Source organism: Streptomyces sp. NPDC034085 (genome assembly GCF_055575555.1).
Genome location: NZ_JBVISL010000002.1, coordinates 792,280 through 818,807, shown reverse-complemented (window position 1 = coordinate 818,807; position 26,528 = coordinate 792,280). Strand labels below are relative to the sequence as shown.

Here is a 26,528-nt window from a genome sequence, read left to right as displayed (position 1 = left end):
GCGAGACCGGACGCCGGCCTCCGACCCGCGCCGCGCAGGCGCGGGTCGGAGGCCGGTCCGCGTGCCGACCGCGCCCGCACCGCGGGCCCGCCCGCGGCGTCACAGGTCGGTCCGCAGCCGCAGCACCTCCGGCGGGGGGTGCCGTAGCGCCGTGTGCCGGACCTCGGCCGCCAGCGGCGGGTCCAGCAGGGTGAACGGCACCTCGCCGAGCCCGATCGCGGTGACCGTACCCCCGGCGGGGGCGGCGCCCCCGCGCCCGGCGACGGCCGCCGCGAGCTCCGTACGCAGCACCGCCGGGAGCGGGCTCGACACCAGCGGGGCCTCGTCCTCCTCCCCCGGCAGGACCAGCACGAGCGCCAGCGGGCGGCGCGGGGTGCCGGTGTAGCCGATCACGGCGGCGTCGCGCACGTCCGTGTGCCGGAGCTTGCGCCAGGCGCGCCGGCCGGCCGGGTAGGGCTGGTCCAGGCGCTTCACGACCAGCCCCTCGATGCCGCTGGCGGGCAGGGTCTCGTACCAGGTCTCGGCCAGCTCCGGGTCCGTCGTCATCGGCACCGGCTGGAGCGGCGGGCCGAGCGGCAGCAGCAGGTCGACCAGGAGGGCCCGGCGCCGTTCGTAGGGCCGGCCGCGCACGTCCACCCCGGCCAGCTCCAGTACGTCGAACGCCGCGTACGACGCCGGCAGGCTCTGCGCGAGCGCGGCGGCCCGGGCCGCGCTGGCCGCCGCCGCCCGGCGCTGGACCAGGGCGAAGTCGGTGCGGCCCGCGTGCCAGACGACCACCTCCCCGTCCAGGACGGTCCCGGCGGGCAACTGCCGGGCAGCCGCCGCCAGATCCGGGAACGCACGGGTGACGGTCCGCCCGGAGCGGGCCTGGAGCACCACGTCCTCCTCGGTGCGCAGGACGACCATGCGGTGGCCGTCGAACTTCGGCTCGTACGCCAGGCCCGGCGCGCGCGGCAGGGTCCGTACGGCGGCGGCGAGCGCGACCCGCACGCGCGGGGTCACGGCAGGCTCCCGGCCCGTTCCGGGTCGGTGAGCGGGGCGAGGAGGTCGCCGTCGCGGGCCAGCCGGGGCGGGATGTCGTCGGCGAGGAACACCAGGTCGGAGGGGTCTCGGCAGGCTTCGACCTCTGCCCAGGAGACGGGCGCGGAGACGGTCGGCAGGGCCCGCGCGCGCAGCGTGTAGGGGGCGGCGGTGGTCTTGGCGGCGGCGTTCTGGCTGTGGTCGACGAAGACCTTGCCGGGGCGCAGCGCCTTGGCCATGCGGTGCACGACGAGGTCGGCGAGGTCGGCTTCGGCCTCCCGGGCGAGGGCCTTGGCGTACGCGGACGCGCGCGCGGAGGGCACCGGCTCCAGCGCCACGGCCAGGTGCAGGCCCTTGGAGCCGGAGGTCTTGGCGTAGGCGGTCAGCCCGTCGGCGGCAAGGCGTTCGCGCAGCCACAGGGCGGCGGCGCAGCACTCGACGACGGTGGCGGGCGGGCCGGGGTCGAGGTCGAGGACGAGCCGGTCGGCGACGGCGGGGGCGCCGGCCCGCCACTGGGGGGTGTGGAACTCCACGACGAGGTTGGCCGCCCACATCAGGGACGCCAGGTCGGACACGACCACCTGTTCGGCCCGCTCGTCCTCGGAGCGGGGTACGGGGGTGGTCCTCACCCAGTCGGGTGTGCCGGGCGGCGGATTCTTCGTGAAGAAGAGCTGGCCGTCCGGGCCGTCCGGGTAGCGCAGGAAGGACAGCGGGCGGTCGTGGACGTGCGCGAGGAGGGCGTCCGCGACGGTGGCGTAGTAGTGCAGCACCTCGCCCTTGGTGAAACCGGTGCTCGGATAGAGGACCTTCTCCAGGTTGCTGAGCGCGATGCGACGCCCCTCCACCATCGTGATCGGCGACATACGATGAGATTGCCACGAATCGGGAGGAACCGTGCGATCCATTTGGAACGGGGCGATTTCCTTCGGCCTGGTCAGCATTCCGATCAAGCTCGTGAACGCCACCGAGAGCCACTCGATCTCCTTCCGTCAGATCCACGTGACGGACGGCGGCCGGGTGCGCTACCGCAAGGTGTGCGAACTCGACGGGGAGGAAGTGTCCACCGCCGAGATCGGCAAGGGGTACGAGGAGGCGGACGGGTCGATCATCCCCATCACGGAGCAGGACCTGGCGCAGCTGCCGATCCCCACCGCGAAGACGATCGAGATCGTGTCGTTCGTGCCGTCCGACGAGATCGATCCGCTCCAGCTGGACGCCGCGTACTACCTCGCGGCCAACGGGGCCACGGCGGCCAAGCCGTACACCCTGCTGCGGGAGGCGCTCAAGCGCAGCCGCAGGGTGGCGATCGCCAAGTACGCGCTGCGCGGGCGTGAACGGCTGGGCATGCTGCGGGTCGTCGACGACGTGATCGCCATGCACGGGCTGTTGTGGCCGGACGAGATCAGGGCGCCGGAGGGGGTGGCCCCGGAGGCGTCGGTGTCCGTACGGGAGGCCGAACTGGATCTGGCCGACGCGCTGATGGCGACGCTGGGGGAAGTGGAGATGTCCTCCCTGCACGACGACTACCGCGAGGCCGTGGAGTCGATGATCGCGGCGAAGGCGGGCGGGGCGTTCGAGCCGACGGAGGCGGTGGTGGAGCCGGCCGGCGGTCAGGTGATCGACCTGATGGCGGCGCTGGAGAACAGCGTCCGGGCCGCCAAGGCCTCGCGGGGCGGCGGGGATGCCGGGGCTGCGGATGCGGGCGGTGCCGGGGGGCCTGCGGCGCAGGGTTCGGGGGCGGAGGTGACGCCGATCCGGCGGAAGGCGGCGGCCGCCGCGCCGAAGGCGGTGGGCGGGAAGAAGTCGACGGCGTCGGGAGCCCGGAAGACGGCGGCGGCCGCGAAGAAGACGGCCACGAAGTCCACGTCGACGGCTGCGACGGGCAAGGCGCGTTCCACCAAGTCGGCGTCGGGCGCCACGAAGTCCACCTCGGCGGCGACGAAGTCCGCGTCGGCCGGTACGAAGTCCACGTCGGCCGCCGCGAAGAAGACGGCGTCCGCCGGCACGGCGAAGAAGCCGGCACCGCGCAAGCGGAGCTCTGCCTGAGGGGGCTGGGGGCTGGCCGGGCGGGGGGTCAGGTCCATTCCGGGGTGGAGCGGGCCTGGGCGAAGAGGGCTTCCACGTCCGGGGGTTTGAGGGTCGCCGGTGTGGCCCGCAGGGTGGTGGCCAGGGTCGGGGGCTGGAGGACCAGGACGTCGCGCAGCGTCGGGGCCACCTCCACGCGGGAGGCGTCGGCGAGGACGAGGGCCGCGGTGACCGGCGCGGCCAGGACCCGGGCCGCGTGGGCGGCGGCGCGGCGGATCCAGCGGGGGTCGGGGCGGGGTTCGGCGCGGCCCACCGTGAGCAGCAGCTCCCCCACCTGGACGCGCTGGCGGCGGCCGGGGACCGTACGGAGGGCGAAGACGCCCGGCGGGCCGATGAGCAGGTGGTCCAGCAGCCCGAGGCCCGGCAGGGGGACGTCGTGCAGGGCCCGCCAGTCGGCCGCCTCCAGCAGGTCGAGCTCCGCGCCGGTGCGCTGCCGCGCCTGCAGTTCCTGCCGCATCCGGTGCCGGGCCCGGCTGCCGGGTGAGCCGTACGCCAGCTCGCCGAGCAGGGTCTCGCCGGGCCGGTTCGGGGCCAGGTCCCGGTCGGGCGGCAGGCTCAGGCGGCGCAGCTCGGCGGCGGTGGGCACCGGGGGCGGGCCGATGGTCCAGTCGCGGGTCAGGTACGGGCGCAGGGCCGCCAGTACCGCGTCGCGCTGGTCGTCCGCCAGGACGCTGATCCGGTTGGCCTGCCGGTCGTACCAGGCCACCGCCCGGCCGTCGGGCCGGTTGACGTAGAGCTGGCCGCGGCCGGCCCGGCCGCTCGGAAGGACCTTGAGTCCGTGCATCGGCCTCACCCCCGCCGTCCATGGGAGCAGGCGGCGCGGCCCCGGGCAATCCCTCGGTTGTGTAACAGCTCCGACGGGTCGCTGCTGCCTTCCTGTTACAAGGTCATCGCCCTACCGCAACGGCCGGGGCCTAGTTTTGTGCCGTCCGGCGCAGCGGGGCGCGGCCCGTGCCGCGTGCCGGTGTCCGTACCCGGGGCGCTGGTTCCGTGCCGGCCGGCGCCCGGACGCGATGCCGGGCCCCGTGCCGTGGGCCCCTGACCTGGCCCCGTGCCGTGGGCCCCTGACCTGGCCCCGTGCCCCGTGCCCCGTACCGAGGGAATGCCGTGAACACCGCCCGCCGCCGCACCATCGTTCGCGCCACCGCCGTGACCGCATGCGCCGGGGGCCTGCTGGCGCTGCCCACCGCCGCCGCGCTCGCCGAGGGGGCGCCGGCCGCCGCCGGGGCGCAGCGGACCCTGGTCAGCAGCATCTCCCTGGCGGACGGCCGGTCGACCGCGAAGGTGTACCGCCTCGCGAAGGACGCGTACCAGGCGGAGATCCTGCGCGCCGGTGCCACGGTGGCGACGCTGACCAGCAGGGACGGCGCGACGGGCACCGGTGCGGCCGGTGAGCTGCACGCCGCGCTGCGGCCCGACGGGCGGCTGTCCTCCTGGGTCGGTGACACCCGTCCCGAGGGCGGCTCCCACGCGGTGGCCGGCGCCGGCCACAAGACCGGGACGCGGCACGGCGGCGGGCAGGCCGGGACGGCGTCGGCGAACGGCGCCGCCGGCACGGTGGAGGCGCTGCGGCTGGGCACGGTGGCCGACGGGGCGGGCGACGGGGTGCTGCTGCTCGCTGCGGGCGGCGGGATCGCGGCGATCGGCGCCGCGGGGCTGGGCTTCGCGATGCTGCGGCGGGGGCGTACGGACTGCTGAGCCGGTGCCCTGGCCGGGCGGGGGGTGGGTGGCGGTGCCCTGGCCGGGCGGGGGATGCGGTGGGCCGCGGGGGCGGTCCGGGTGCCGGTGTCCTGGCGGGAGCCGGTGCCCTGGCCGGGCGGGGGGTGGGTGGCGGGGTGTCGTGGGCCGGGGTCGGGGGCGGGGTGGGGTGTCGTCCGGGACGGGCTTCGATGTTCGGCGCCTGTTCCGGGTCCGGTTGGTGTGCGGTGCCTCGCGCCGAATTCATCTCGTTTTAGTCCCGGACGACACCCCACCCCGCCCCCGCCCCCTCCGTGCGCAGCCACCTTCCTCCTAGCGGTACCCCCAGCCCCGCCTGTGTTTGAGGCGCGGGGCCGGGCAGCGCCCGGGGAACGGGGCCGTGAGGGGGTTACGTGCGGCGGCGTTTGGGCCAGGGCCAGTTGGGGCGGGGCTTCTCGCCCGTCGGGGAGAAGGTGTACTTCCACCCCTTCTGGAGTCCCAGCCGCTTCGTGTACCCCGACGGCACCCGCTCGTACAGCAGTACCGTCGGCGGCCCGCCGTCCGGCGCCGGGACCGGGATCTCGTACCACTTCGGCGGGTGCCCCGTCGGGCCGACGAGGATCGGGAGGATCCGGCCGTCCATGGGTCCGCCCTCGAAGGGGGTCGGTTCGCTTCTCACCCCACCAGTGTCACAGCAGGTGGGCCGCCTCGGAGACCACGGGGATCACGCGCCGCGCGAGGACGCCGACCGGGCCGTCCGCCGGCTCCAGGGCGAGGGCCGCGCGCGCGGCGCCGGCCGTTTCGGGGTCGGTGGCCGCCGTGGCCGTCAGGAGGGCGATGAACTGGTCCACCAGCCAGCCCCGCAGGGTGGCGGCCTCCGGCTGCTTGCCCTCGTCGATCCAGATCAGCGAGGCCGCCTCCACCGCCGTGATCCAGGTGCGGACCATCATCCGCAGCCGCGGGCCCGGGGACGGGACGTCCAGGTGGAGGAGGATCTGTTCGGCGGCCGCGCGGCGGATGCCGTCCACCGTGGCGGTGGTGCGGGAGGTCTCCACGACGCTGCCGCCCTGCAGGAGGGCGGCGAAGCCGGCGTCGTGTTCGTCGACGAACGCCAGGTACCGGTCCAGGACCCGGGACAGCCGCTGGGTCAGCGGGCCGGCCTGGGGTTCGGCGAAGCAGAGTTCGAGGACGTCCGCCGCCGAGCGCAGGGCGGCTTCGTACAGCTGCTGCTTGCCGCCCGGGAAGTAGCGGTAGACCAGCGGGCGCGAGACGCCCGCGGCCTCCGCGACGTCGTCGAGGGAGATCTCCTCCGGGGCACGGTGCGCGAACAGCGACAGCGCGGCGTCGAGGAGCTGGGCTCGCCGCTCCTCGACGCTCAGTCTGCGGTAGGCCCGTACGGTCATGCCCGCAGACTAGACGACCCGCCTACGCGAGGAGGCCGGAGCTGCGCCAGAGCCTGCGGCCGACTCCGCTCAGGACGCCGATGTCGTCGAGGAAGTCGGTGAGCCGCTTCGCGCCGCTCTGCATCACCTCGCGCCGGTGGCCGCTCGCCTTGACCTGGGCGACGGCTTCGCGCCGGTCGAGGCCGACGTTCTCGTACACGGTGGGGTTGACGAAGGCGACGGAGAAGACGCGGGCGGCCTCGCCGCAGCTGATCCGGGTGAGTTCGCGCTCCCAGCGGGGGGCCGTCAGCATCTGGCGGCGCAGTTCCTCGCGGGCGTACCGGACGTGCCGGGCCTCCTCGACGACGTGGATCCTGGTGACGCCGCGGACCAGGGGCTGGATGCGCTCGTCCGGGAAGGTCAGGCGCTGCATCCAGTCGAGGATCTCCTCGCCGAGGAGGGTGCAGGCGAAGGAACCGGGGGTGGTGGAGACCGTCTTGAGGATGCGGGCGAGGTTGTGGTTGAGCCGGGAGACGGGGTAGCCGGGGGCGCCCGCCTTCTGGATCATGCGGGCGAACATCATCGAGTGGCGGCACTCGTCGGCGATCTCGGTGAGCGCGTACCGGACGTGGTTGCTGGTCAGCGGCTTGTCGTAGATGTGCCGGACCAGGAGCTGCATGAGGATGATCTCGAACCAGATGCCCAGGGAGGCCAGGGACGCCGCCTCGTGGCGGGACAGGTCGATGCGCTGCTCCTCGCCCATCTTCTTCCACATCGGGGTGTCGTAGAGGGAGAGCAGCTCGGGCGGCCAGTAGTACTTCCCGTCGATCGGCGGGGCGTCCCAGTCGAGTTCCCGGTCCGGGTCGAAGGAGTGCTTGGCGGAGGATTCGAGGAGTCGCTGGGCGATCTGCTCGCGGTCCTTGAGGAGGCCGAGGGCGTCCCTCAGCGCGGCTCGTTCCGTCACGGTCGTCATGGCTTCGGGCACCTCGCGATCGGGTCACCTGCGGTCACCTCTTATAAGACTGCCTGTCAGCAAGGCCGTCAATCCCCCGGGCACGACTTGTTGACCCCGTGTCTACCAACGTGTGACGCTGCCAACTAACCGCTCCCGCACGGCAGTACGTGAGACGAGGAGGCGTCAGTGTCGACGCACGAGCTCTACACCCATGCCCCGGACGAGGGCGTCTGGCCGGTCCCCGCCGCCGGCGCGGCCCGCTTCAGCTGGGAGTACGACGGCGGCCGCGACCGCCTCCTCGCGCTGTACCAGAAGGGCAAGGACAAGCAGTGGGACGGCGCCAAGCGCATCGACTGGGACATCGAGGTGGACCCGTACGACCCGCTCGGCACCCCCGACGAGATGCTGACGCTCCACGGCACCCGGCACTGGGCCAGGATGAGCGAACGGGACAAGGGCGAGCTGCGCCGGCACTACAGCGCCTGGAACTTCAGCCAGTTCCTGCACGGCGAACAGGGCGCGATGGTGTGCGCGGCGCGCATCGTGGAATCCGTGCCCGACCTCGACGCGAAGTTCTACTCCGCCACCCAGACCATGGACGAGGCACGGCACGCCGAGATCTTCGGGCGCTTCCTGCACGAGAAGGTCGGGATGCTCTACCCGATCAACGACAGCCTCCAGGGGCTGCTGGGCGACACCCTGCGCGACTCCCGCTGGGACATGCCCTACCTCGGCATGCAGGTGCTCATCGAGGGGCTGGCGCTGGCCGCCTTCGGGATGATCCGCGACACCACCGACAAGCCGCTGCCGCAGCAGATCCTCGCGTACGTGATGCAGGACGAGGCCCGCCACGTGGCCTTCGGGCGGATGGCCCTGCGCGACTACTACAAGCAGCTGACGGACGCCGAACTGCGCGAGCGCGAGGAGTTCGTGATCGAGGGCTGCCACCTGATGCGCGACCGGCTGCGCGGAGTGGAGGTGCTGGAGAACTTCGGCGTCCCGAAGCGGGAGGCGGAGGAGTACACCGAGCAGTCGGAGTTCCTGCACCTGTTCCGCAAGCTGCTGTTCAGCCGGATCGTGCCGTGCGTCAAGGACATCGGGCTCTGGGGCGACCGGCTGCAGAAGGCGTACCTGGAGATGGGGGTCTTCGAGATGGGCGACTCCAACCTCGACCTGCTGATGACCCGGGACGAGGAGATCGCCGAGGCCCTCGACCGCGAGCGCTTCGCGGCCGAGGAGCGGGACCGGGCGGCGGAGGTGGAGGCCGCCGTCCAGGAGGGCGCGCAGGGCTAAGGGCCGTCAGGGGCCGCACGCGCGAGGTCAGCGCCCCGCCAGGGCCGCCTGCATCACCGCCCGCGCGATCGGGGCCGCGGCGCCGTTGCCGCTGATGTCCCCGCGCACCGCCGCCGCGTCCTCGACCACCACGGCGACCGCCACCGCCGGCTCCGGCGCGTCCTGCGCGCGGGCCCAGGCGATGAACCAGGCGTACGGGGTGCCGGCGTTGCCGACGCCGTGCTGCGCGGTACCGGTCTTGCCGCCGACCCGCGCCCCGGGGATCGCCGCGTTGCGGCCCGTACCGTCCTCCACCACCTTCACCATCAGCTCCTGCATGCGCAGCGCCGTGGCGGGGCTCATCGCCCGGCCCAGGGTCCGCCGGCTGGTCTGCCGCACCGGGGAACCGTCGTCCTGGGTCGTGCGCTCCACCAGGTAGGGGGCCTTCAGCTCGCCTCCGTTGGCCACGGCCGCCGCCACCATCGCCATCTGCAGCGGCGTGGCCTTGGTGTTGAACTGCCCGATCGAGGAGAGCGCCAGCTGGTCCGGGCTCATGTCGGTGTCGAAGTCCGACCGCGACACCCACGACGGCACCCGCAGCCCCTCGTCGTTGAACCCGAACCGGGTGGCCGCCTCCACCATCGCCCGCAGCCCGACCCGCACGCCGATCCTCGCCATCACCGTGTTGCAGGACCACTGCACCGCCTCCGCCATCGAGGCGTCCTCGCAGCCGGTCGCCGCGTTCGGCAGCAGGGTGCTGGTGCCGGGCAGCGGGTACGGGTCGGGCGTGCGGGTGGGCGCGTCCACGTCGGTGACCACCCCCGCGTCGAGGGCGGCCGCCGCCGTCACGATCTTGAAGGTGGAGCCGGGCGGATAGGTCTCGCGCAGCGCCCGGTTGAGCATCGGCTTGGCGGGGTCCGCGTTCAGCCGCTCCCAGGCCGCCTTGACCTTCGCACCGGTCCCGGAGAGCAGGCCCGGGTCGTACGAGGGGCTGCTGACCAGGGCCAGGATCCTGCCCGTGGCCGGCTCCAGGGCGGCGACCGCGCCCCGCTTGCCGCCGAGCCCCCGGTACGCGGCCTGCTGGACGGCGGCGCGCACGGTGGTCACGGCGTTGCCGCCGCCGGGGCGGCCGCGCGAGAGGTCGTACCAGAGCGGGAACGCGGAGAGCCCCGGGTCGGTGCCGGCGAGGACCGCGTCCTCGGCGCGCTCCACGAAGCTCGTCCCGTACGTCTGGGAGGAGAAGCCGGTGACGGGCGCGTAGAGCGGGCCGTCGGTGTAGGTCCGCTCGTAGCGCAACAGCTGGCCGCTGTCGCGCGAGCCGGTGACGGGCCTGCCGTCGACCAGGACGTCCCCGCGCGGTTCGGCGTAGCGCTCGATGGCGGGGCGCTTGTTGGCCGGGTTCGCCCCGTAGGCGGCCGACTCCCAGACCTGCACCCGGGCCACGTTGGCCAGCAGGGCGGCGAGCAGCAGCGCGCAGAAGTACGCGCACCAGCGGATGTAGCGGATCACGTGGCGAACTCCCCCGCTTCCGGTCGGGGTCTGCGGGCACTGTCGCTGAGCCGCACCAGCAGGGCGACGATGATCCAGTTGGTGACCACGGAGGAGCCGCCCTGCGCGAGGAAGGGCATGGCCATGCCGGTGAGCGGGATCAGGCCGGTGACGCCGCCCGCGATGACGAAGACCTGGAGGGCGACGATCGAGGCGAGCCCGGTGGCGAGCAGCCGCCCGAAGGGGTCGCGCAGCGCGAGTCCGGCGCGGAAGCCCCGGGAGACGAGGAGCCCGTAGAGCAGCAGGATCGCGGTGAGGCCGACGAGGCCGAGCTCCTCGCCGGCGGTGGCGAGCACGAAGTCCGACTTGGCGGCGAAGCCGATGAGGAAGGAATGGCCGTGCCCGAGGCCGGCGCCGAGCAGGCCGCCGGCGGCGAAGGCGAAGAGGGACTGGGCGAGCTGGCCGGGTCCGTCGCCGCGCTCGATGGAGGCGAAAGGATTCAGCCAGTCGTCCACGCGGCTGTGGACGTGCGGCTCGAAGGTCCCGACGGCGTACGCGCCGAGGGCGGCGAGCACCAGCCCGATGGCGATCCAGCCGATCCGCCCGGTGGCGGTGAACAGCATGATGACGAAGAGCCCGAAGAAGAGCAGCGAGGTCCCGAGGTCCCGCTCCAGGACGAGGACACCGACGCTGAGCAGCCAGATGGCCAGGATCGGCCCGAGTACCCGGCCGGGCAGGAGGCGCAGCTTCCAGAACAGCCGGCGGCCGGTGAGGGCGAGGGCGGTGCGGTTCGCGGCGAGGTAGGCGGCGAAGAAGAGCGCGAGCAGGATCTTGGCGAACTCCCCCGGCTGGAAGGAGAGCCCGGCGAAGCGGATCCAGATGTGGGCGCCGTTGACGGCCGGGAAGAAGACGGGGACGAGCATCAGCGCGAGGGCCGTGGTGACGGCCAGGTAGGCGTACCGCTGGAGCACCCGGTGGTCGCGCAGGAGGGTGAGGACGAGGACGAAGAGCACCACGCCGAGGGCCGACCACCGCAGCTGGTCCCCCGCCCCGGGCTCGCCCGGGGTGGCGAGATCGAGGCGCTGGATGAGGACCAGGCCGAGCCCGTTGAGCAGGACGGCGATCGGCAGCAGGAGCGGATCGGCGTACGGGGCCCTGAGCCGGACGGCGAGGTGCGCGAGCAGCGCGGCCCCGCCGAGGCCGGCGGCGTAGGTGGTGGCGGGGAGGGGGGTGGCGGCGCGCGTCGGGGTGGCGGTGGGGGCGTTCGCGGCGAGGTCGACGTAGAGGTGGCCCAGTACGGAGATCAGGACCGCGCCTGCGAGCAGGGTCAGCTCGATGCCGCGGCGCCGGGGCGCGCCGGAGTCGGGGGGCGGCGGCGGAGCGGGCTCCGTCACCTTCGCCGTCAGAGCGGTCATACGGGGAAACGTAGCAAGGTCGCGGCTGGTATGTCCGCTTATGTCATAGGGTGCCGAAGAGTCGTCAGAAACGGTCAGGAGCGACAGGAGTGAGGAGCCCCGGCGCATGGGACCTGTGGAATTCATCGTCCTCGCCTTCCCGGAGGAACAGCTGCGGGTCCCGGCGGTCGAGGCCGTGATGGGGCTGCGGAAGACGGGGGTGGTCCGGCTGATCGACGGGCTCGTCACGACGAAGACGGCGTCGGGGGAAGTACTGGCGGCGGAGTTCGACGAGTTCGTGGAGCTACGGGGCATCCTGGCCGGCCGCGACGTGGCGCGGCTGATCGGCCCGGAGGACGTGCACGAGGCGGCGGAGCTGCTGGACCGGGGCAGCTGCGCGCTGCTGCTGGTGGTCGAACACGTCTGGGCGCAGGACGCGGCGGTCTCCGTACGGGCGGCGGGCGGGCGCATCGTCGGCTCGGTCCGGATCCCGGCGGAGCGGGTGGGGGTGGCGTGATGTTCATCCGGCCGGTGGGCGTGACGGTCAGGGCGGCGAACCGCCCCTCGGGGCGCCCCCTCCTGCGGGGCCTGCTCAGGCGGGCGGCGGGCGCGGCGGAGTGGGCCCAGGCGGAGGACAGCGGCGAGGCGGTGGTGGAGGGGTTCGGGGACGAGTACGGGGACGAGTTCGGGGAGGGAGTCGGGGAGGAGGGGGTCGGGGAGGAGGGGGTCGGGGAGGAGCGTGGTCCGGACGCCTGGGGTGGGGAGGAGCCGGGTCCGGCGGCCACCGGCGGGGAGGAGCCCGCGCCGGCGGGAACCCCGCCCGGCACACCACCCCCGCCCGGCGGCCTGGTGGCGGAGCTGACCCAACTGGCCGACCTGACCCGGGAGGGCCTCCTGACGCGGGACGAGTTCACGCGGGCGAAGGCCCTGCTGCTGGGAAGCGGGGGACCGGGGGCGGAGTCCTAGCGGGGCCGGATCAGGGAGGGTGTGGGGGTTTCCCGTCAGTCCCATCGTCATTCCGTGTCGGGCCGGTCCCTCAAGGGCGCTCCCTTCGGTCGCGTCGCTTCGCGATGGCCTTCGGCCACCCTTGACCGACCGACCCGCCCCGGAAAGCCGAAAGACTGCCGGGAAGCCCCCGGAAGAACGGTCACCAGGGACACGCCCGAGGAGCGGGTCTCTCAGGGACGAGGCGAGGGGTCAGGGCTCATGCCCCCGGGCATCCGGGCCCGTTTTCCCATGCCCAGGACTGGAGCCCGGCCCAACCCGCACCAAACAGCGATCAGAGCAGCCCGGCAAGCACCCAGACGCACCAGATCGCTACGCGCTCCTCCCGTCTCAGCGACTGGCGGCCGTCGGGGGCTGATACCTGCACCTGACGTTGATCAGGAGCTCGATCCGGGCCGCCAGGCGCGACAGATCGCTGCCCACTCCTCATGGTGCGGCGACCGGCGGTCGGTTCGCCTACGGGCAGACATGCGTGGACCACCGAATACGGCTCGGATCTAGGATGGCCGCAGACGGACAACCGGGGGGAAGCATGCGTGTAGGGGTGTATCTCGCTCATCCGAGGCCGGGGAGCTTCAACCATGCGCTGTTCGAGGCCGTGGTGGAGGAGCTGAGCGGTCGTGGGGCCGAGGTCGTGGCGCACGACCTCTGTGCTGAGGGTTTCGACCCATGCCTGTCCGACGGGGAGACGGGGACGGTCGAGTCGGCCGATGCCAAGGACGGTCAGCTGGCCCGGCACCGGGCCGAGGTGGCCGGACTGGATGCCCTGGTGTTCGTCCACCCGAACTGGTGGGGCATGCCGCCCGCCGTCCTCACGGGCTGGGTGCAAAGGGTCCTCGCGCCCGGCGTCGCCTACAAGCTCGACACCGCGGACGGCGAACCCGCCGGTCTCCTGAAAGCGGGCAAGGCCCTCGTGCTGAACACCTCCGACACCCCGGCGGACCGGGAAGAGAGCGAGTTCGGCGATCCCCTGCACAACATCTGGTCGGCATGCGTCCTGCCGTACGTGGGGGCCACGGACGTCCGCCGCGTCGTCTTTCGGACCGTCACCGACTCATCCGACGAGGAGCGCACCGCCTGGCTCACCGAAGCCCGCCGACAGGCAGCCGCCCTCTTGACCTCCGCCTGACGCTGCTCGGACCGCCATGGGGAACGGGTACCAGCCCCAGACGGCCGCCGGACGCCGAACAAGGAGAAGCGCGTAGCGATCTGACGCGCCCATGCGCTGCCGTCGCTGCTCTGGTCGTCGTGCGGTGCGGGCATGGCCCGGCCCCTCGCCTCGTCCCTGACGGGCCCGCTCCTGGGACCTCTCCCCAGTGACCGTTCTTTTGGGGGGTTCCCGGCAGTCTTTCGGCTTTCCGGGGCGGGGCGGCCTGTCAAGGGTGGCCGAAGGCCATCGCGAAGCGACGCGAGCGCAGCGAGCGCCCTTGACGGGCCGGCACGTCACGGAACGACGATGGGACTGACGGGAACCCCCCAAACCCTCTCTGAGGCGGCCCAGGGGGATACCGCTCCGCCCCCGCCCCACTCCCCCACCCCCCAACCAGGTGACCTCCCCCGACCCACCACGGTCGGTCGAAGGTCCGGGTGGGTGGGCGTGGCAGCATCGGGCGGCGGAGGTGATTACATGACAAAACGACTGCTGCGGATCGCCTGTCTGGCCGCCGTCTTCGTCGCCGCGGGCTCCCCGCCCACCGCCCAGGCCGACCCCGCCCCCCGCACCGGCCCCGCCGCCGGCCCCGCCGCCGAAGTCCCCCGCACCGCGTCCGCCCCCCAACTCGGGGATCTGCTCACCCGTTTGCAGCGCCTCTACCAGGGGGCCGAGGAAGCCACCGAGGCCTACAACGCCGCCGAGGTCGCCCTCAAGGCGCGGCAGGACGAGGAGCAGCGGCTCGCCGCCCGGCTCGGCAAGGCGCGCTCCGCGCTCGACTCCGAGCGGGCCACCGCCGGGCGGCTCGCCCGGGAGCAGTACCAGGGGGCCCGCGGCGGCTCCCTCTCCCCGTACCTGCGGTTGCTGCTCTCCGGCGACCCCCAGCAGGCCGTCGACCAGCGCCGGCTGGCCGCCCGCGAGGGTGCCCGGCGGGCCGCGGTCGTGGCGCGGCTGGAGCGGAGCCGGGCGCAGGCGGGGGCGCTGGCCGGTGCGGCCCGCAAGGCCCTGGACGACCAGGCGGCCCTCGCCGCGGAGCAGCGGCGGGCCCAGCGGGAGGTCACGGGCCGGCTCAAGGAGGTGGAGCGGCTGCTGGCGGCGCTCACCCCCGAGGAGCTGGCCGGGCTCGGGGCCCGCGAGGCGGCCGTGACCGCGGGGGCGCAGCGCACCCTGGTGGACTCCGGGCGGCTGCCCGCCCGTACGGGTACGCCCACCGCCGCCGGCGGGGCCGCCCTGCGGTACGCGGCGGCGCAGATCGGCAAGCCGTACGTGTGGGGCGCGGAGGGCCCGGGCTCCTTCGACTGCTCGGGGCTGACCTCGCGGGCCTGGGAGCACGCCGGGCGGTCCATCCCGCGGACCAGCCAGGAGCAGTGGGCGCAGCTGACCCGGGTACCGCTGGACCAGTTGCGCCCGGGCGATCTGGTGGTCTACTTCCCGAAGGCCACCCACGTGGCCCTGTACCTCGGGGACGGCAAGGTGATCCAGGCGCCCCGCCCGGGGGCCACCGTGAAGGTCTCGCCGATCGCGGCGAACCCGCTCCTCGGGGCGGTCCGCCCGGATCCGGACGCGAAACCGCTCGCGGAGTTCACCCCGCCGCCGCTGCCCGAGGCCGCGGCGGCGGGGGACGACACGGGCTACTCGTCGGAGGATGCGCCGGACGGGGCACCCACGGCCGACGACACCTCCGCCAGGTAGTCGGCGGTGTCCTCGGGGTCGTAGAAGTACGCGTCGAAGTCGGCCGGGTTGTCGAAGCCGTTGGCGAACCGGTCCGCCACGGGCTGGAGCTGCCCGGCCGCGCCGATCAGGTTCAGCACGTGCTCCGGCGGGACGCCCAGCATGGCGTTCGTCCACTGGGTCACCGGCTTGCCGGTGGTGAACCAGTACTTGTCGAAGGTGGCCTTCATCCACGCCTCGTCGAACGGCTTGTCCCCGTGCATGAGGATCGAGGAGAGGTACGAGGCCGCGCACTTGGCCGCGGAGTTGGAGCCCTGCCCGGTGATCGGGTCGTTCGCGACGACCACGTCCGCGACGCCCAGGACCAGGCCGCCGCCGGGCAGGCGGCCGATCGGGTTGCGGACCACCGGTGCGTAGCGGCCGGCGAGGGTGCCGCCCGCGTCCGTGAGCTCGACCTTCGTCGCCCGCGCGTACTCCCAGGGCGTGTACTCCTCCATGAGCGACAGGGTCAGCGCCAGGTGCTCGCCGGGGTCGTTGACGCCCTTGAAGACGTCCAGCGGGCCGCCCGGCAGGCCCTCCCAGAACAGGATGTCGGCGCGCCCGGACGTCGTCAGGGTCGGCATGACGAACAGCTCGCCGACGCCCGGGACCAGGTTGCAGCGCACGGCCTCGGTCTGCGGGTGCTCGGGGCGCGGCCCGAGCCCGTGCACGTACGAGACGGCCAGCGCGCGCTGCGGGGCGTCGTACGGGGAGCGTGCCGCGTCCCGCTCGAACATCGACACCAGTTCGCCCTTGCCGGCGGCGACGAGCACGAGGTCGTACGTACGGGCGAAGAAGTCGAGGTCGGCGACGGACGCGCCGTGGATGACCAGCTGGCCGCCGCGCTGGGTGAAGGTGTCGAGCCAGCCCGCCATCTTCACCCGCTGGTCCACGGACTGCGCGTACGCCTTGAGGCGGCCGAGCCAGTCGACGGCGCGGGAGCCGTCGGGTGCGGCCACGGAGACGCCCAGGCCCTGGATCTTGGGAGCCTGCTGCTCCCAGAAGTCCAGCTGGAGGTCCCGCTCGTGCCGGAGCGCCGTGTCGAACATGCACTGCGTGGACATGACCCGTCCGGTGCGGATCTCGTCCGCGGTCCGGTTGGACATGAGGGTGATCTCGTACCCCTTCGCCTGGAGGCCGAGGGCGAGCTGGAGACCGGACTGGCCGGCCCCGACGACGAGTATCTTGCGCATCTCACGTTCTCGATTCGGGGAGGGTTCTTCGGGACGTGCGGAGGCCGCGCGCGGGGCCCGTGCGGGGGCGCCGTGCGTGCGTGCGGAGGGCGCACCCGTGCGGGCGTGCCTTCGCGGGCGGGCCTAGGCGGGCGTGGCGTCCAGGGCGTGGCCCACCAGGGTCAGCAGGGATTCCACGACCGTGGCCCGGCGCCGTGCGTCCATGATCACGACGGGGACGTGCGGCGGGATCGTGAGCGCCTCCCGCACGTCCTCCGCGTCGTAGGAGCGCGAGCCCTCGAAGTGGTTGACGGCGACCGCGTAGGGGAGCCCGCAGCTCTCGAAGTAGTCGAGCGCGGGGAAGCAGTCGCGCAGCCGGCGCGTGTCGGCCAGGACGAGACCGCCGATGGCACCGCGCACGAGGTCGTCCCACATGAACCAGAACCGCTCCTGGCCGGGGGTCCCGTACACGTAGAGCACGAGGTCGTCGTCGAGGGTGATGCGGCCGAAGTCCATGGCGACGGTGGTCGTGTTCTTGTCCGGGGTCCCGGTCAGGTCGTCGGTGGGGACGCTGGCCTGGGTCATCACCGCTTCGGTGCGCAGCGGGGCGATCTCGGAGAGGGAGGACACGAAGGTGGTCTTGCCGACGCCGAAGCCCCCGGCGACCAGCACCTTCACGGCGACGGGCGCGCGCGAGCGGTCGTACTGCCAGGGCTGGACGGGCTCGTCGTCCACGATCCCGGCGACGTCGGCGTCGTAGTCAGAGACGGCGGAGGCCACTGAGCACCCTTTCCAGCAGCGCGCGGTCGGGCCGGCCGGTGCCGTGGCCCGTGCCGTAGACGCGGATCCGGCCCTGGTCGGCGAGGTCGCTGACGAGGACCCGGACCACGCCGAGCGGCAGCTTCAGCAGTGCGGATATCTCGGCGATGGTGCGCATCCGGCGGCACACCTCGACTATGGCGCGCATCTCGGGCATGCGGTCGGGCGTCTTGGCCGGGCCGCTGTCGAGGGTGGCGACGAACGTCTCCACCAGCAGGACCTGCGGGAAGCGGGTGCGGCCGCCCGTGAGGGAGTACGGGCGGACGCGGGCGGGGCGGCGGTCGGCGCCGCGTATCGGCAGCCGGTCGGAGGCCGTACTCCTCACGGGGTTTTCTCCATCGACTGGCGCAGCTCACTGCGGACTTCGGGGGTCAGGACGTGGCCGGCGCGGCCGACGAACAGGGCCATGTGGTAGGCGACGACGCTCATGTCGCAGTCGGGCGTGGCGTGCACGCCGAGCAGGGAGCCGTCGCTGATGGACATGACGAAGACGGAGCCGTTCTCCATGGCCACCATCGTCTGCTTGACGGTGCCGAACTCCATGAGGGCGGCCGCACCGGTGGTGAGGCTGCCGAGGCCGGACACGATGGTGGCGAGGTCGGCCGAGGCGCCGCGGGGGCCCCGGGGCCGGTGTTCCCGCGCGGATTCCGCGGCCGGCTCGGAGGACAGCAGCAGCAGCCCGTCCGAGGACACGACGGCCACGGAGTTGACCCCGGGCACCTCCTCGACCAGGTCGGTCAGCAGCCACTGCAGGTTGCGGGCCTGGGTGCTCAGTCCGTACGTACTGGGCGCGGTCATGTGCGTGCCTCCTGTGCGGTGTCCCCCTGGTCGGTGTGCCCCTGCCCCCGGCCCTGCGGGTCCTGGTGGTCCTGGGCGAGTTCCGCCGCGACGACCCGGCGCCCGTCCTGGGCGCCCTGGTAGAACCCGCCGAGGCGGCGGCGCAGTTCCTCGGCGTCGACCTTGCGCGGCTCGGGGCGGGCCGCGGTGGGGCTTGCGATGCCGGGGGCCGCCACGGAGCGCGGGGTCCGCTTGGGGAGGCCCTTGGCGGTGACGGTTCCGGTGGCGGGCTCGGCCATGGGCTCGGGGTGGCTGCCCTGGCGGGGGACGAAGCCGTCCCCCGCGTCGGCGGCCCGCCGGTGGCCGGACTGGTCGGCGTCGAGTGCCGCGTCCGGGTGTCCTTCGTGGTGTACGGGTGCACCGGCTGCGGTGTCGTGTTCGCCGGCGGCGTCTCCCGGGGCGGGGTCGGCCGCCGTGAAGGCCTCCGCGTCGGCTTCGGCCACGACCCGGGCGAGGAGCTCCTCCTCGGGACCGGCCCCGGCCGGCGTCGCCCCGGCTGCGGGGGCCTCCTCGGAGGCGGCGGTGAAGACCTGGTCGGCCGGGGGCGGCTGCGCGTCGTCGAAGGCCTCGGCCAGGGTGACCACCTTGGCGGGCTCCGCGTCGGCGTCCTCGGACTCCGGCGGGGCCGCGGCGGGCGCGGCTCCGAAGGCCTCCGCCACCAGGGAGCCGGCGTCGAAGGACTCGTACGCCTCGGACTCGAAGGAGTCGGAGTCGTCCGCGGAGTCGTCCGCGCCGGAAGGCACGGAGGAGCCGGCGGACCCGGAGCCGTGCGCCTCGGGCGCCTCGGCGCCCTGCGCCCCGCCCGCGGCCGCCTCGTCCGGCTCGGCGTCGAAGGCCTCGGCGAGCGTGACCACCTTGGCCGGCTCGGCCTCCGCGGCGGCCGGTTCGGCCGCGGCAGCCGGCTGCGCCTGCGCGTCCTGCTCGGCCACGGGCGTCCGCAGCCGCGGCGGGAGGGTGTTCTCGTTGGCCTCGGCGATCACTCCGGGCAGCTGGATCGCGGTGGCGCCCGGCGTGGCCAGGGTGTGGACCGGCGAGGCCGGCGGGCCGTCCGGCAGCAGCGCCCCGGGGATGACGACCAGGGCCTCCAGGCCGCCGTGCCGGCCGGCGCGCAGCTCGGCGCTCACCCCGTGGCGTGCGGCGAGCCGCCCGGCGACGTAGAGGCCGAGTCCCAGGCCGTGTTCGGCCTCGGGTTCCTCGTCGTAGGCGTCGGGGGTGGACAGGCGGGTGTTCAGGGAGGCGAGCCGGTCCTCGGTGACGCCGATGCCCTCGTCCATGACGGACAGGACGACGTCGCCGGAGTCGCTCAGCCGGCCGGACACCTTCACCTTGGCGTCGGGCGGGGAGAAGGTCGTGGCGTTCTCGAGGAGTTCCGCGAGGACGTGCGAGATGTCGTCGGCGGCGTGTCCGGCGACCTGGGTGTAGGAGGGCATGGCGGCGAGGTCGACGCGCTCGTAGCGCTCGATCTCGCTGACGGCGGCCCGCATGACGTCGACCAGGGGCACGGGCAGGCTCTGGCCGTGGCCGTGTTCCTGCCCGGCGAGGACCAGCAGGTTCTCGTTGTGGCGGCGCATGACCGTCGCCAGGTGGTCCAGCTTGAAGAGGGTGGCGAGCCGGTCGGGGTCGCCTTCCCTGGACTCCAGCTCCTCGATGACGGCGAGCTGGCGCTCGACGAGGCCGAGGGTGCGCAGGGAGAGCGAGACGGAGGTCGTGGACATGATGCGGCGGTGCTCCTCCAGCCCCGCGCGCAGCTGTGCCAGCTCCTGTTCCAGGGCCTCGCGGCCGGAGGAGAGGGCCTCGTTGCGGCCGATGAGGCGGCGCCGGTCGGCGTCGAGCCCGGCGACCCTGGTGTGCAGGGCGACCGTCTGGTCCCGTACCGCGTTGAGGTGGCGTACGACCTCGGCGAACTCGTCGTTGCGGCCGGTGAAGCGGACCGGGTCCTGCGAGCCCTCGGGGGTGGCGAGCCGCTCCGCGCCGCGGCGCAGCACCGACAGCGGCCGGGTGAGGGAGCGGGCGACGGCGGTGGAGAAGCCGATGACGAAGAGGAAGAGGACGCCGAGTGCGGCGACCAGCAGTTCCAGCCGGGTGACGTCGTCGTCGCGCAGGGTGGTGAAGGCGGTGGCCCGCTCGCCGGCGAGGGTGGACTCCACCGAGCGCATCCGGTCGATGCGGGCGGTGAGGGCGGTGCCCAGGGCGCCCGCGTCGGTGGCCCTGCGGTCGGCCGGGGTCAGCGTGGGCCGCTCGGTGAGCCGCTTGAGGTGGTCGTCGGCCGCCTTGACCTCGGGGCCGGTGACGGTGGCGGCGAGGGTCTGGCGTACGGCGGGCCGGGCGGCGCGCGCGAAGTCGTCGAGGGCGGCCTGTTCGCGGACGCGGGAGCGCTGCGCGGCGCTGGTGAGCTCGTCGGCGACGGCGGCGTTCGGGGGCTGCTCACCGCGGGGGACGGCCAGGGCGGCGAGCAGCAGTCCGCGGGTGGCGGAGGCCTGGTCCACGGCCTGGCCCAGGGGGGCCATGGGCCGGGTGACGGCCAGGGCGGCCTCGGCGCGGGGCGGGGTGAGCTCGGCGAGGCGGTCGCCGGGCGCGAGGAGTTCGGTGAGGAGTCCCGCGTAGGCCTGGTGGGCGGCGAGGGCGCTGCCCTTGCCGTCGACGGCTTCCGCGCGGACGGCCTTGACCTTGCCGAGCGCGCGGGCGAGTTCCTCGTCGGCCTCCGGCTGGAGTTCGGTGATCTGCCGGTCGGTGCGCGCGGTGCGCTCGTCGACGGCGGCCTTGGCGTTGCCCGGCCGGCCCTTGGCCGCGTACTCGACGACGGCGTCGCGCTCGTCGCCGAGGAGGTGGGCGAGGGTGAGGGCGTGCCGGGTCTGTTCCGCGAGGGTGACCAGGCGCTGGGAGTCGTTCAGTTCCCTCGTGGCGGAAACGACGGCGGGGGTGCCTGCCGCGAGGACGGTGAGTCCGGCGACTGCTACTCCGATGACCAGCCTGCTGCGGACGCGTACGCGCCGTCCTGCGTTGGCGGGTCCGTCGGCGCTGGCGGTGCCGTTCTTCCGAGACCGCTTCTTCTGCACCGGTGCTCGCAATCCTGTACGTGTGCTCGTGCTCGTCTACTCGTGTGGCCGAGGTAACGGCCGGTCAACAAGTAAACGCCCCCTGCCCCCTCGTACCGCCTCAGACCTTCGCAGTGTGTTGGGAGGAGAGCCGCACATCGCCCACCCGGCCACTCGAAGGAGTGAACATCACGGAGGAGTGGCCGACCAACTCGGGCACCGCGTGTCAGGGGCCCGCCGTGGACGGGTGGTTGAAAGAACGCGGCGGGCTTTGGCAGTATGCCCGCCCACATCTCGCGGGGAGCGGGTGGGCGGGGGCGTCCGGCGGTCCGCCCCACCCCACCGGTATTGGTATGGACCTTCCGGGCTTTCCGGGGCCCCGCCGGGCAGAATGCCCGCATGCGCATCGACCTGGCCTCGGAACCCGGCAACCCGGAACACCCCAATGAAGACTGGGTGTCGGCGTCGGCACCTGCGTCGGGAGGCGGCGTCGTGGTCGTCCTGGACGGGGTCACCCCGCCGCGCGGGGACGACGGATGCGTGCACGGAGTGCCGTGGTTCTCCACCCGGCTCGGCGGCCGATTGACCGAACTGTCCGGATCGCGGCGGGACATGCCCCTGGAGGGGGTGCTGGCCCGGGCGATCGCGGAGACCGCCGACGCGCACCGCGGGACCTGTGACCTTTCTCACGTCCGCACGCCGCAGGCGACGGTCGTCATGGTCCGGTGGGACGAGGCGTACGTGGAGCACCTCGTGCTCTCCGACTCCGTGCTCCTGCTCCGCGGACCCGGGGGCGCGGTCACCCCGGTGCTCGACGACCGGCTGGACCGGGTGCCGGGCGAGGTGCGCGGCTCGGTGGCGGCGACCGACGCGCTGCGCAACGCGGACGGGGGCTTCTTCACGGCGGCCGCCGACCCGGCGGTCGCGGCCCGGGCCGTGACCGGACGCACCCCGCGCTCCGAGGTGCGGGCGGTGGCCGCGCTGACGGACGGGGCGAGCCGCTGGACGGACACGTTCGGGGAGGGCGACTGGGCGGCCTGCCTGGACGTGCTGCGCAAGGAGGGCGCGCAGGGGCTGATCGGGCGGGTCCGGGCCGCCGAGTCGGATCCGCTGCGCCGGCCGGGCCGGTACAAGCGGCACGACGACGCCTCGGCGGTGTACGCCGAGCTCTGAGCGGCGTCCGGGTGGCCGTCGGCCCGGCTACTCCTCGCCGGAGTTCAGCTGGTTGAGCAGTCTGGCCAGTTCGGCCACCTCGCCCCGGTCCCAGTCGGCCAGCTTGCGCATGTACTGCTCGCGCCGGGCTCCCCGTACGCGCAGGAAGCGGGTGCGGCCCTCCTCCGTCAGTCCGACGAGGAAGGCGCGGCCGTCGGCGGGGTCCGGCTCGCGGGCCACCAGGCCGAGGACCTCCAGGGCGCGCAGCTGGCGGCTCATGGTGGCCTTGCCGACGCCGAAGTAGGCGGCCAGCTCGGTGGCCCGCTGGCGGCCGGCGGCCTCCAGCCGGACCAGCAGCCCGTACGCGGCGGGCTCCAGCTCGGGGTGCAGGGCGCGGGCCATCTCGCCGGAGGAGGCGCGGGCGCGCCGCAGGAAGACGGACAGCTCCCGCTCCAGGGCGAGGAACTCCTGGTCTTCACTGCCGTGCACGTGCCGCTCCCATCGGTGGCGGGGCGCCCCGGGGCACCCCTGTTCGGGACCAGTATTTCGCAGCGCGCACGCCGAAGGCCCGGGGCCCCGCCGACAGGGGCCCCGGGCTGCCGGCGAACCGGTGTGTGCGCCGGTCAGGCGGCTTCGGTGTAGGACACCACCGCGGGGGCGAGGGCCAGCTCCAGCACCTGGCGCACGTCCGTCACCGGGTGCACCTCCAGCCCCTCCAGCACCTCGGCCGGGACGTCGTCCAGGTCGGCCTCGTTGCGCTTCGGGATGATCACGGTGGTCAGCCCGGCGCGGTGCGCGGCGAGCAGCTTCTGCTTGACGCCGCCGATCGGCAGCACCCGCCCGGTCAGCGAGACCTCGCCCGTCATCGCCACGTCCGTGCGGACCTGGCGGCCGGACAGCAGGGACGCCAGCGCGGTGGTCATGGTGATGCCGGCGCTCGGCCCGTCCTTGGGGACGGCGCCGGCCGGGAAGTGGATGTGCACGCCCCGGTCCTTCAGGTCGGCGACCGGCAGCTCCAGCTCCGCGCCGTGCGAGCGCAGGAAGCTGAGGGCGATCTGCGCCGACTCCTTCATCACGTCGCCCAGCTGGCCGGTGAGGGTGAGCCCGGCGGCGCCGGTCTCCGGGTCGGCGAGGGACGCCTCGACGTACAGGACGTCGCCGCCGGCCCCGGTCACGGCGAGGCCGGTGGCCACGCCGGGCACCGCGGTGCGCCGCTCCGCCGGGTCCTGCGCGGACTCCGGGACGTGGTGCGGCCGGCCGATGAGGCCGCGCAGCTCGCCCGCGCCGATGGTGAAGGGGAACGCGCGCTCGCCCAGCTCGTGCTGGGCGGCCACCTTGCGCAGGAGCCGGGCGATGGACCGCTCCAGGGTGCGCACGCCCGCCTCGCGGGTGTACTCGCCGGCGAGCCTGCGCAGCGCCTCGTCCTCCAGGACCACTTCCCCGGTGGTCAGCCCGGCGCGCTCCAGCTGGCGGGGCAGGAGGTGGTCGCGGGCGATGACGATCTTCTCGTCCTCGGTGTACCCGTCGAGGCGCACGATGTCCATGCGGTCGGCCAGGGCCTCGGGGATGGCCTCCAGGACGTTGGCCGTGGCGAGGAAGACCACGTCGCTGAGGTCCAGCTCCACCTCCAGGTAGTGGTCCCGGAAGGTGTGGTTCTGCGCGGGGTCCAGGACCTCCAGCAGGGCGGCCGCGGGGTCGCCGCGGAAGTCGGAGCCGACCTTGTCGATCTCGTCGAGGAGCACGACCGGGTTCATGGACCCGGCCTCCTTGATCGCCCGGACGATCCGGCCGGGCAGCGCGCCGACGTACGTGCGCCGGTGGCCGCGGATCTCGGCCTCGTCGCGGACGCCGCCGAGGGCGACGCGGACGAACGTGCGGCCCATGGCGTGGGCCACGCTCTCGCCCAGCGAGGTCTTGCCGACGCCGGGCGGCCCCACGAGGGCGAGCACGGCCCCGCCGCGCCGCCCGCCGATGACGCCCATCCCCCGTTCGCCGCGCCGCTTGCGCACGGCGAGGTACTCGGTGATGCGGTCCTTCACGTCGCTCAGCCCGGCGTGCTCGGCGTCGAGCACGGCCCGCGCGCCCCGGATGTCGTACGCGTCCTCGGTGCGCTCGTTCCAGGGCAGCTCCAGCACGGTGTCCAGCCAGGTGCGGATCCAGGAGCCCTCGGGGCTCTGGTCGCTGGCCCGCTCCAGCTTGTCGACCTCCTTGAGCGCGGCTTCCCGCACCTTCTCGGGCAGGTCGGCCGCCTCGACGCGGGCGCGGTAGTCGTCGGACTCCTCGCCCTCCTTCTCCCCGCCCAGTTCGCGCAGCTCCTTGCGGACGGCCTCCAGCTGGCGGCGGAGCAGGAACTCCCGCTGCTGCTTGTCGACGCCGTCCTGGACGTCCTTGGCGATGGCCTCGGCGACGTCCTGCTCGGCGAGGTGGTCGCTGAGCGCCTTGACGGCGAGCCGGAGCCGGGCGACGGGGTCGATGGCCTCCAGCAGCTCCACCTTCTGAGCCACGGTCAGGAAGGGCGAGTAGCCGGAGTTGTCGGCGAGGGCGGAGACCCCCTCGATCTGCTGCACCCGGTCCACGACCTGCCAGGCGCCGCGCTTCTTGAGCCAGCTGGTGGCGAGCGCCTTGTACTCCTTGACGAGCTCGGCGACCGACCCGGGCAGCGGGTCGGGCACCTGTTCGTCGACGGTCTCCCCCTCCACCCAGAGCGCGGCCCCGGGCCCGGTGGTGCCGGCGCCGATCCGGACGCGGCCGCGGCCGCGGATCAGCGCCCCGGGATCCCCGTCGGAGAGCCGCCCGACCTGCTCGACGGTCCCGAGCACGCCGATGCCGGCGTACGTCCCGTCGACCCGCGGCACGAGCAGCACCTGGGGCTTCCCGCTCCCGGCCGCCGCCTGCGCCGCCTCGACGGCTGCGCGCACCTCGGCGTCGGACAGGTCCAGGGGAACGACCATCCCGGGCAGCACGACCTCATCGTCGAGCGGCAGTACGGGCAGGGTGAGCGTTACGGACGTCGAAGCCATGATCTTCCCTCCGGCAGTGAAGTTGAGCTATGCCGACTCAATGCATCTGCGCCACCCTGTGTTCCCCGACGCCCGTTCGCCGGGGGCGAACATCACGGATGGCCCTCTGCCCCACCCGCACCATGACGCCATGACAGACACACGACACACCGTCAGCTCGGGCTCCCCCCTGGAACCCCGGATCGGCTTCTCGCGCGCGGTGCGGGCGGGACAGTACGTGGCGGTGGCGGGCACGGCGCCGATCGGGGACGACGGGGGCACCGTCGGCCCGGGCGACGTCCACGCCCAGACGGTGCGCTGCCTGGACATCGCCGAGCGGGCCCTGAAGGAGGCCGGCGCCTCGCTGGCCGACGTCGTACGGACCCGGATCCTGCTGACCGACATCACCCGGTGGGAGGAGGCGGCCCGGGCCCACGGCGAGCGCTTCGCCGGCATCCGCCCGGTGACGACCTTCATGGAGGTGTCCCGCTTCATCGACCCGGCCTGGCTGGTGGAGGTCGAGGTCGACGCCGTGACCGCCGCCTAGGAAGCGGCGAGCCGGATGTCCCCGGAGCTGGTGCGCACCGCGATGCGGGAGGGGGCGTCCGGGGAGTCGCCGAGGGTGACGTCCCGTTCGCCCGAGCCGGTGCTGACCGACAGCCGGTACGGGGCCTGCGGCGCCGTCAGGGTGACGTCGCCCGAGCTGGTGGTGAAGGACACCGAGGCCGGGGCCTTCGCGAAGCCGACCGTCGAGTCCCCCGAGCTCGAACGGAACTCGAACTCCGGGCCGGACAGGTCGGCGGCCCTGAGGTCTCCGGAGGAGGTACGGACCCTCAGCGGGCCCGTGATCCGCTCCGCCCGCACGTCGCCGGAGGAGGAGTCCAGCTCGGCGGCCGCCACACCCGTCACCGTGATGTCGCCGCTGCTGCTGCCGGCCTTGACCTTCACCGCAGCCGGCACCTCCAGCCGGTAGTCGACCCAGCAGGAGTCCCCGTCGCCCCCGCAGCCGTCGGTGAAGCTGAGCACGCCGCCCGAGACCCGCTGCTCCGGCACGGGCGCCGTGTCGCCCCGGTAGTGCGCGACGCGGCGGACGGTGACCCCGGGGCCGCTGCCCGCGGTGATCTCGACGGAGCCCCGGCGAAGGCCCGTCAGCTCCACGGCCGTGACCGCTTCCGTCACCGTCGTGTCGGCCCCGGCGGTCTTCAGCCTCGCGTCCTCCACCAGGGAGCAGCCGGACAGGAGCAGGGCCGCGGCGGTGGCGGCGAGGGCGGTGCGGGTGAGGTGAGGTGCCATGCCGCCGAGTCTGCCGACCCCGGGGCGGGCCGCGCGCTGGTGCAGGTATCCGAAAGGGGGGTGGGGCTAGCCCCACCCCACCT

The 26,528-nt window shown here is 73.9% G+C and carries 25 protein-coding genes; 9 read left to right on the top strand and 16 right to left on the bottom strand.

What is annotated here, in order from left to right:
• Window positions 1-99: 99 nt before the first annotated feature.
• Complete coding sequence (locus ACZ501_RS09160) at window positions 100-1,002, bottom strand: ATP-dependent DNA ligase (RefSeq protein ID WP_468793562.1); 903 nt, start codon at window positions 1,000-1,002, stop codon at window positions 100-102.
• Window positions 999-1,883: a non-homologous end-joining DNA ligase gene (gene ligD, locus ACZ501_RS09155; protein WP_361610767.1), complete on the bottom strand. Its 885-nt coding sequence runs from the start codon at window positions 1,881-1,883 to the stop codon at window positions 999-1,001. Before ligD ends, ACZ501_RS09160 begins: the two co-directional genes overlap by 4 nt.
• Before the next feature lie 31 nt (window positions 1,884-1,914).
• Here ligD and ku point away from each other — a divergent pair, with 31 nt between their 5' ends.
• On the top strand, window positions 1,915-3,066 hold the full coding sequence (gene ku, locus ACZ501_RS09150; protein ID WP_468793560.1) for a non-homologous end joining protein Ku: 1,152 nt from the start codon (window positions 1,915-1,917) through the stop codon (window positions 3,064-3,066).
• A gap of 28 nt (window positions 3,067-3,094) precedes the next feature.
• On the opposite strand, the gene ACZ501_RS09145 is transcribed toward ku, so the two are convergent.
• Complete coding sequence (locus ACZ501_RS09145; RefSeq protein WP_468793557.1) at window positions 3,095-3,889, bottom strand: nuclease-related domain-containing protein; 795 nt, start codon at window positions 3,887-3,889, stop codon at window positions 3,095-3,097.
• A gap of 323 nt (window positions 3,890-4,212) precedes the next feature.
• Between ACZ501_RS09145 and ACZ501_RS09140 the strand changes: the two genes are divergently transcribed.
• Window positions 4,213-4,803: a hypothetical protein gene (locus ACZ501_RS09140; RefSeq protein ID WP_468793554.1), complete on the top strand. Its 591-nt coding sequence runs from the start codon at window positions 4,213-4,215 to the stop codon at window positions 4,801-4,803.
• 388 nt (window positions 4,804-5,191) lie between these two features.
• On the opposite strand, the gene ACZ501_RS09135 is transcribed toward ACZ501_RS09140, so the two are convergent.
• The 3 genes from ACZ501_RS09135 to ACZ501_RS09125 are packed head-to-tail and all read right to left on the bottom strand — an operon-like array spanning window position 5,192 to window position 7,137.
• A complete protein-coding gene (locus tag ACZ501_RS09135; protein ID WP_361605245.1) occupies window positions 5,192-5,461 on the bottom strand; it encodes a hypothetical protein in 270 nt (89 codons plus the stop codon).
• Window positions 5,462-5,471: 10 nt separating this feature from the next.
• Window positions 5,472-6,185 (bottom strand): TetR/AcrR family transcriptional regulator, encoded by a 714-nt coding sequence (locus ACZ501_RS09130; protein ID WP_362465405.1) that lies wholly within the window; start codon window positions 6,183-6,185, stop codon window positions 5,472-5,474.
• Window positions 6,186-6,207: 22 nt separating this feature from the next.
• On the bottom strand, window positions 6,208-7,137 hold the full coding sequence (locus ACZ501_RS09125; RefSeq protein WP_361605239.1) for an AurF N-oxygenase family protein: 930 nt from the start codon (window positions 7,135-7,137) through the stop codon (window positions 6,208-6,210).
• 168 nt (window positions 7,138-7,305) lie between these two features.
• Between ACZ501_RS09125 and ACZ501_RS09120 the strand changes: the two genes are divergently transcribed.
• The gene (locus ACZ501_RS09120) at window positions 7,306-8,412 is read left to right on the top strand and encodes a ferritin-like domain-containing protein (protein ID WP_361605236.1); all 1,107 of its coding nucleotides are present in this window, start codon (window positions 7,306-7,308) and stop codon (window positions 8,410-8,412) included.
• 27 nt (window positions 8,413-8,439) lie between these two features.
• On the opposite strand, the gene ACZ501_RS09115 is transcribed toward ACZ501_RS09120, so the two are convergent.
• On the bottom strand, window positions 8,440-9,900 hold the full coding sequence (locus tag ACZ501_RS09115) for a penicillin-binding transpeptidase domain-containing protein (RefSeq protein ID WP_361605233.1): 1,461 nt from the start codon (window positions 9,898-9,900) through the stop codon (window positions 8,440-8,442).
• Entirely contained in the window at window positions 9,897-11,294 is a 1,398-nt protein-coding gene (locus ACZ501_RS09110; protein WP_362465414.1) for an FtsW/RodA/SpoVE family cell cycle protein, read from the bottom strand. The genes ACZ501_RS09115 and ACZ501_RS09110 overlap by 4 nt, the downstream gene beginning before the upstream one ends.
• A 106-nt stretch (window positions 11,295-11,400) precedes the next feature.
• Here ACZ501_RS09110 and ACZ501_RS09105 point away from each other — a divergent pair, with 106 nt between their 5' ends.
• The 4 genes from ACZ501_RS09105 (at window position 11,401) to ACZ501_RS09090 (ending at window position 15,120) form a co-directional block, all read left to right on the top strand.
• Window positions 11,401-11,790, top strand: a complete 390-nt coding sequence (locus ACZ501_RS09105) for a DUF6325 family protein (protein WP_362465417.1) — start codon at window positions 11,401-11,403, stop codon at window positions 11,788-11,790.
• Window positions 11,790-12,239 (top strand): hypothetical protein, encoded by a 450-nt coding sequence (locus tag ACZ501_RS09100; protein ID WP_468793551.1) that lies wholly within the window; start codon window positions 11,790-11,792, stop codon window positions 12,237-12,239. Before ACZ501_RS09105 ends, ACZ501_RS09100 begins: the two co-directional genes overlap by 1 nt.
• 571 nt (window positions 12,240-12,810) lie before the next feature.
• A complete protein-coding gene (locus tag ACZ501_RS09095) occupies window positions 12,811-13,407 on the top strand; it encodes an NAD(P)H-dependent oxidoreductase (protein ID WP_468793548.1) in 597 nt (198 codons plus the stop codon).
• Window positions 13,408-13,905: 498 nt separating this feature from the next.
• Window positions 13,906-15,120 carry a C40 family peptidase gene (locus tag ACZ501_RS09090; protein WP_468793545.1) on the top strand — a complete coding sequence of 405 codons (1,215 nt, stop codon included), beginning with the start codon at window positions 13,906-13,908 and terminating at the stop codon, window positions 15,118-15,120.
• On the opposite strand, the gene ACZ501_RS09085 is transcribed toward ACZ501_RS09090, so the two are convergent.
• The 5 genes from ACZ501_RS09085 to ACZ501_RS09065 form a co-directional block, all read right to left on the bottom strand.
• Window positions 15,060-16,331, bottom strand: coding sequence for a styrene monooxygenase/indole monooxygenase family protein (locus ACZ501_RS09085; RefSeq protein ID WP_468793542.1), 1,272 nt, complete (start codon window positions 16,329-16,331; stop codon window positions 15,060-15,062). The genes ACZ501_RS09090 and ACZ501_RS09085 overlap by 61 nt on opposite strands.
• Window positions 16,332-16,454: 123 nt before the next feature.
• Window positions 16,455-17,090 (bottom strand): GTP-binding protein, encoded by a 636-nt coding sequence (locus tag ACZ501_RS09080; RefSeq protein WP_361605212.1) that lies wholly within the window; start codon window positions 17,088-17,090, stop codon window positions 16,455-16,457.
• On the bottom strand, window positions 17,071-17,454 hold the full coding sequence (locus ACZ501_RS09075; RefSeq protein ID WP_361605209.1) for a DUF742 domain-containing protein: 384 nt from the start codon (window positions 17,452-17,454) through the stop codon (window positions 17,071-17,073). The genes ACZ501_RS09080 and ACZ501_RS09075 overlap by 20 nt, the downstream gene beginning before the upstream one ends.
• Complete coding sequence (locus tag ACZ501_RS09070) at window positions 17,451-17,927, bottom strand: roadblock/LC7 domain-containing protein (RefSeq protein WP_361605206.1); 477 nt, start codon at window positions 17,925-17,927, stop codon at window positions 17,451-17,453. The genes ACZ501_RS09075 and ACZ501_RS09070 overlap by 4 nt, the downstream gene beginning before the upstream one ends.
• Window positions 17,924-21,022 (bottom strand): sensor histidine kinase, encoded by a 3,099-nt coding sequence (locus tag ACZ501_RS09065; protein ID WP_468793539.1) that lies wholly within the window; start codon window positions 21,020-21,022, stop codon window positions 17,924-17,926. Before ACZ501_RS09065 ends, ACZ501_RS09070 begins: the two co-directional genes overlap by 4 nt.
• 378 nt (window positions 21,023-21,400) lie before the next feature.
• Between ACZ501_RS09065 and ACZ501_RS09060 the strand changes: the two genes are divergently transcribed.
• Window positions 21,401-22,174, top strand: coding sequence for a protein phosphatase 2C domain-containing protein (locus ACZ501_RS09060; RefSeq protein WP_361605200.1), 774 nt, complete (start codon window positions 21,401-21,403; stop codon window positions 22,172-22,174).
• Between the two features lie 27 nt (window positions 22,175-22,201).
• Here the strand turns inward: ACZ501_RS09060 and ACZ501_RS09055 are convergent, their stop codons facing one another.
• Together ACZ501_RS09055 and lon are read right to left on the bottom strand one after the other, a co-directional pair.
• Window positions 22,202-22,642: a MarR family winged helix-turn-helix transcriptional regulator gene (locus tag ACZ501_RS09055; RefSeq protein WP_267032692.1), complete on the bottom strand. Its 441-nt coding sequence runs from the start codon at window positions 22,640-22,642 to the stop codon at window positions 22,202-22,204.
• 134 nt (window positions 22,643-22,776) lie between these two features.
• The gene (gene lon / locus ACZ501_RS09050) at window positions 22,777-25,173 is read right to left on the bottom strand and encodes an endopeptidase La (protein WP_361605196.1); all 2,397 of its coding nucleotides are present in this window, start codon (window positions 25,171-25,173) and stop codon (window positions 22,777-22,779) included.
• A 130-nt stretch (window positions 25,174-25,303) separates the two neighbouring features.
• On the opposite strand from lon, the gene ACZ501_RS09045 reads away from it, so the two are divergent.
• The gene (locus ACZ501_RS09045) at window positions 25,304-25,699 is read left to right on the top strand and encodes a RidA family protein (RefSeq protein WP_361605193.1); all 396 of its coding nucleotides are present in this window, start codon (window positions 25,304-25,306) and stop codon (window positions 25,697-25,699) included.
• Here the strand turns inward: ACZ501_RS09045 and ACZ501_RS09040 are convergent.
• On the bottom strand, window positions 25,696-26,445 hold the full coding sequence (locus tag ACZ501_RS09040) for a DUF4097 family beta strand repeat-containing protein (RefSeq protein WP_468793536.1): 750 nt from the start codon (window positions 26,443-26,445) through the stop codon (window positions 25,696-25,698). The genes ACZ501_RS09045 and ACZ501_RS09040 overlap by 4 nt on opposite strands.
• Window positions 26,446-26,528: the final 83 nt, after the last annotated feature.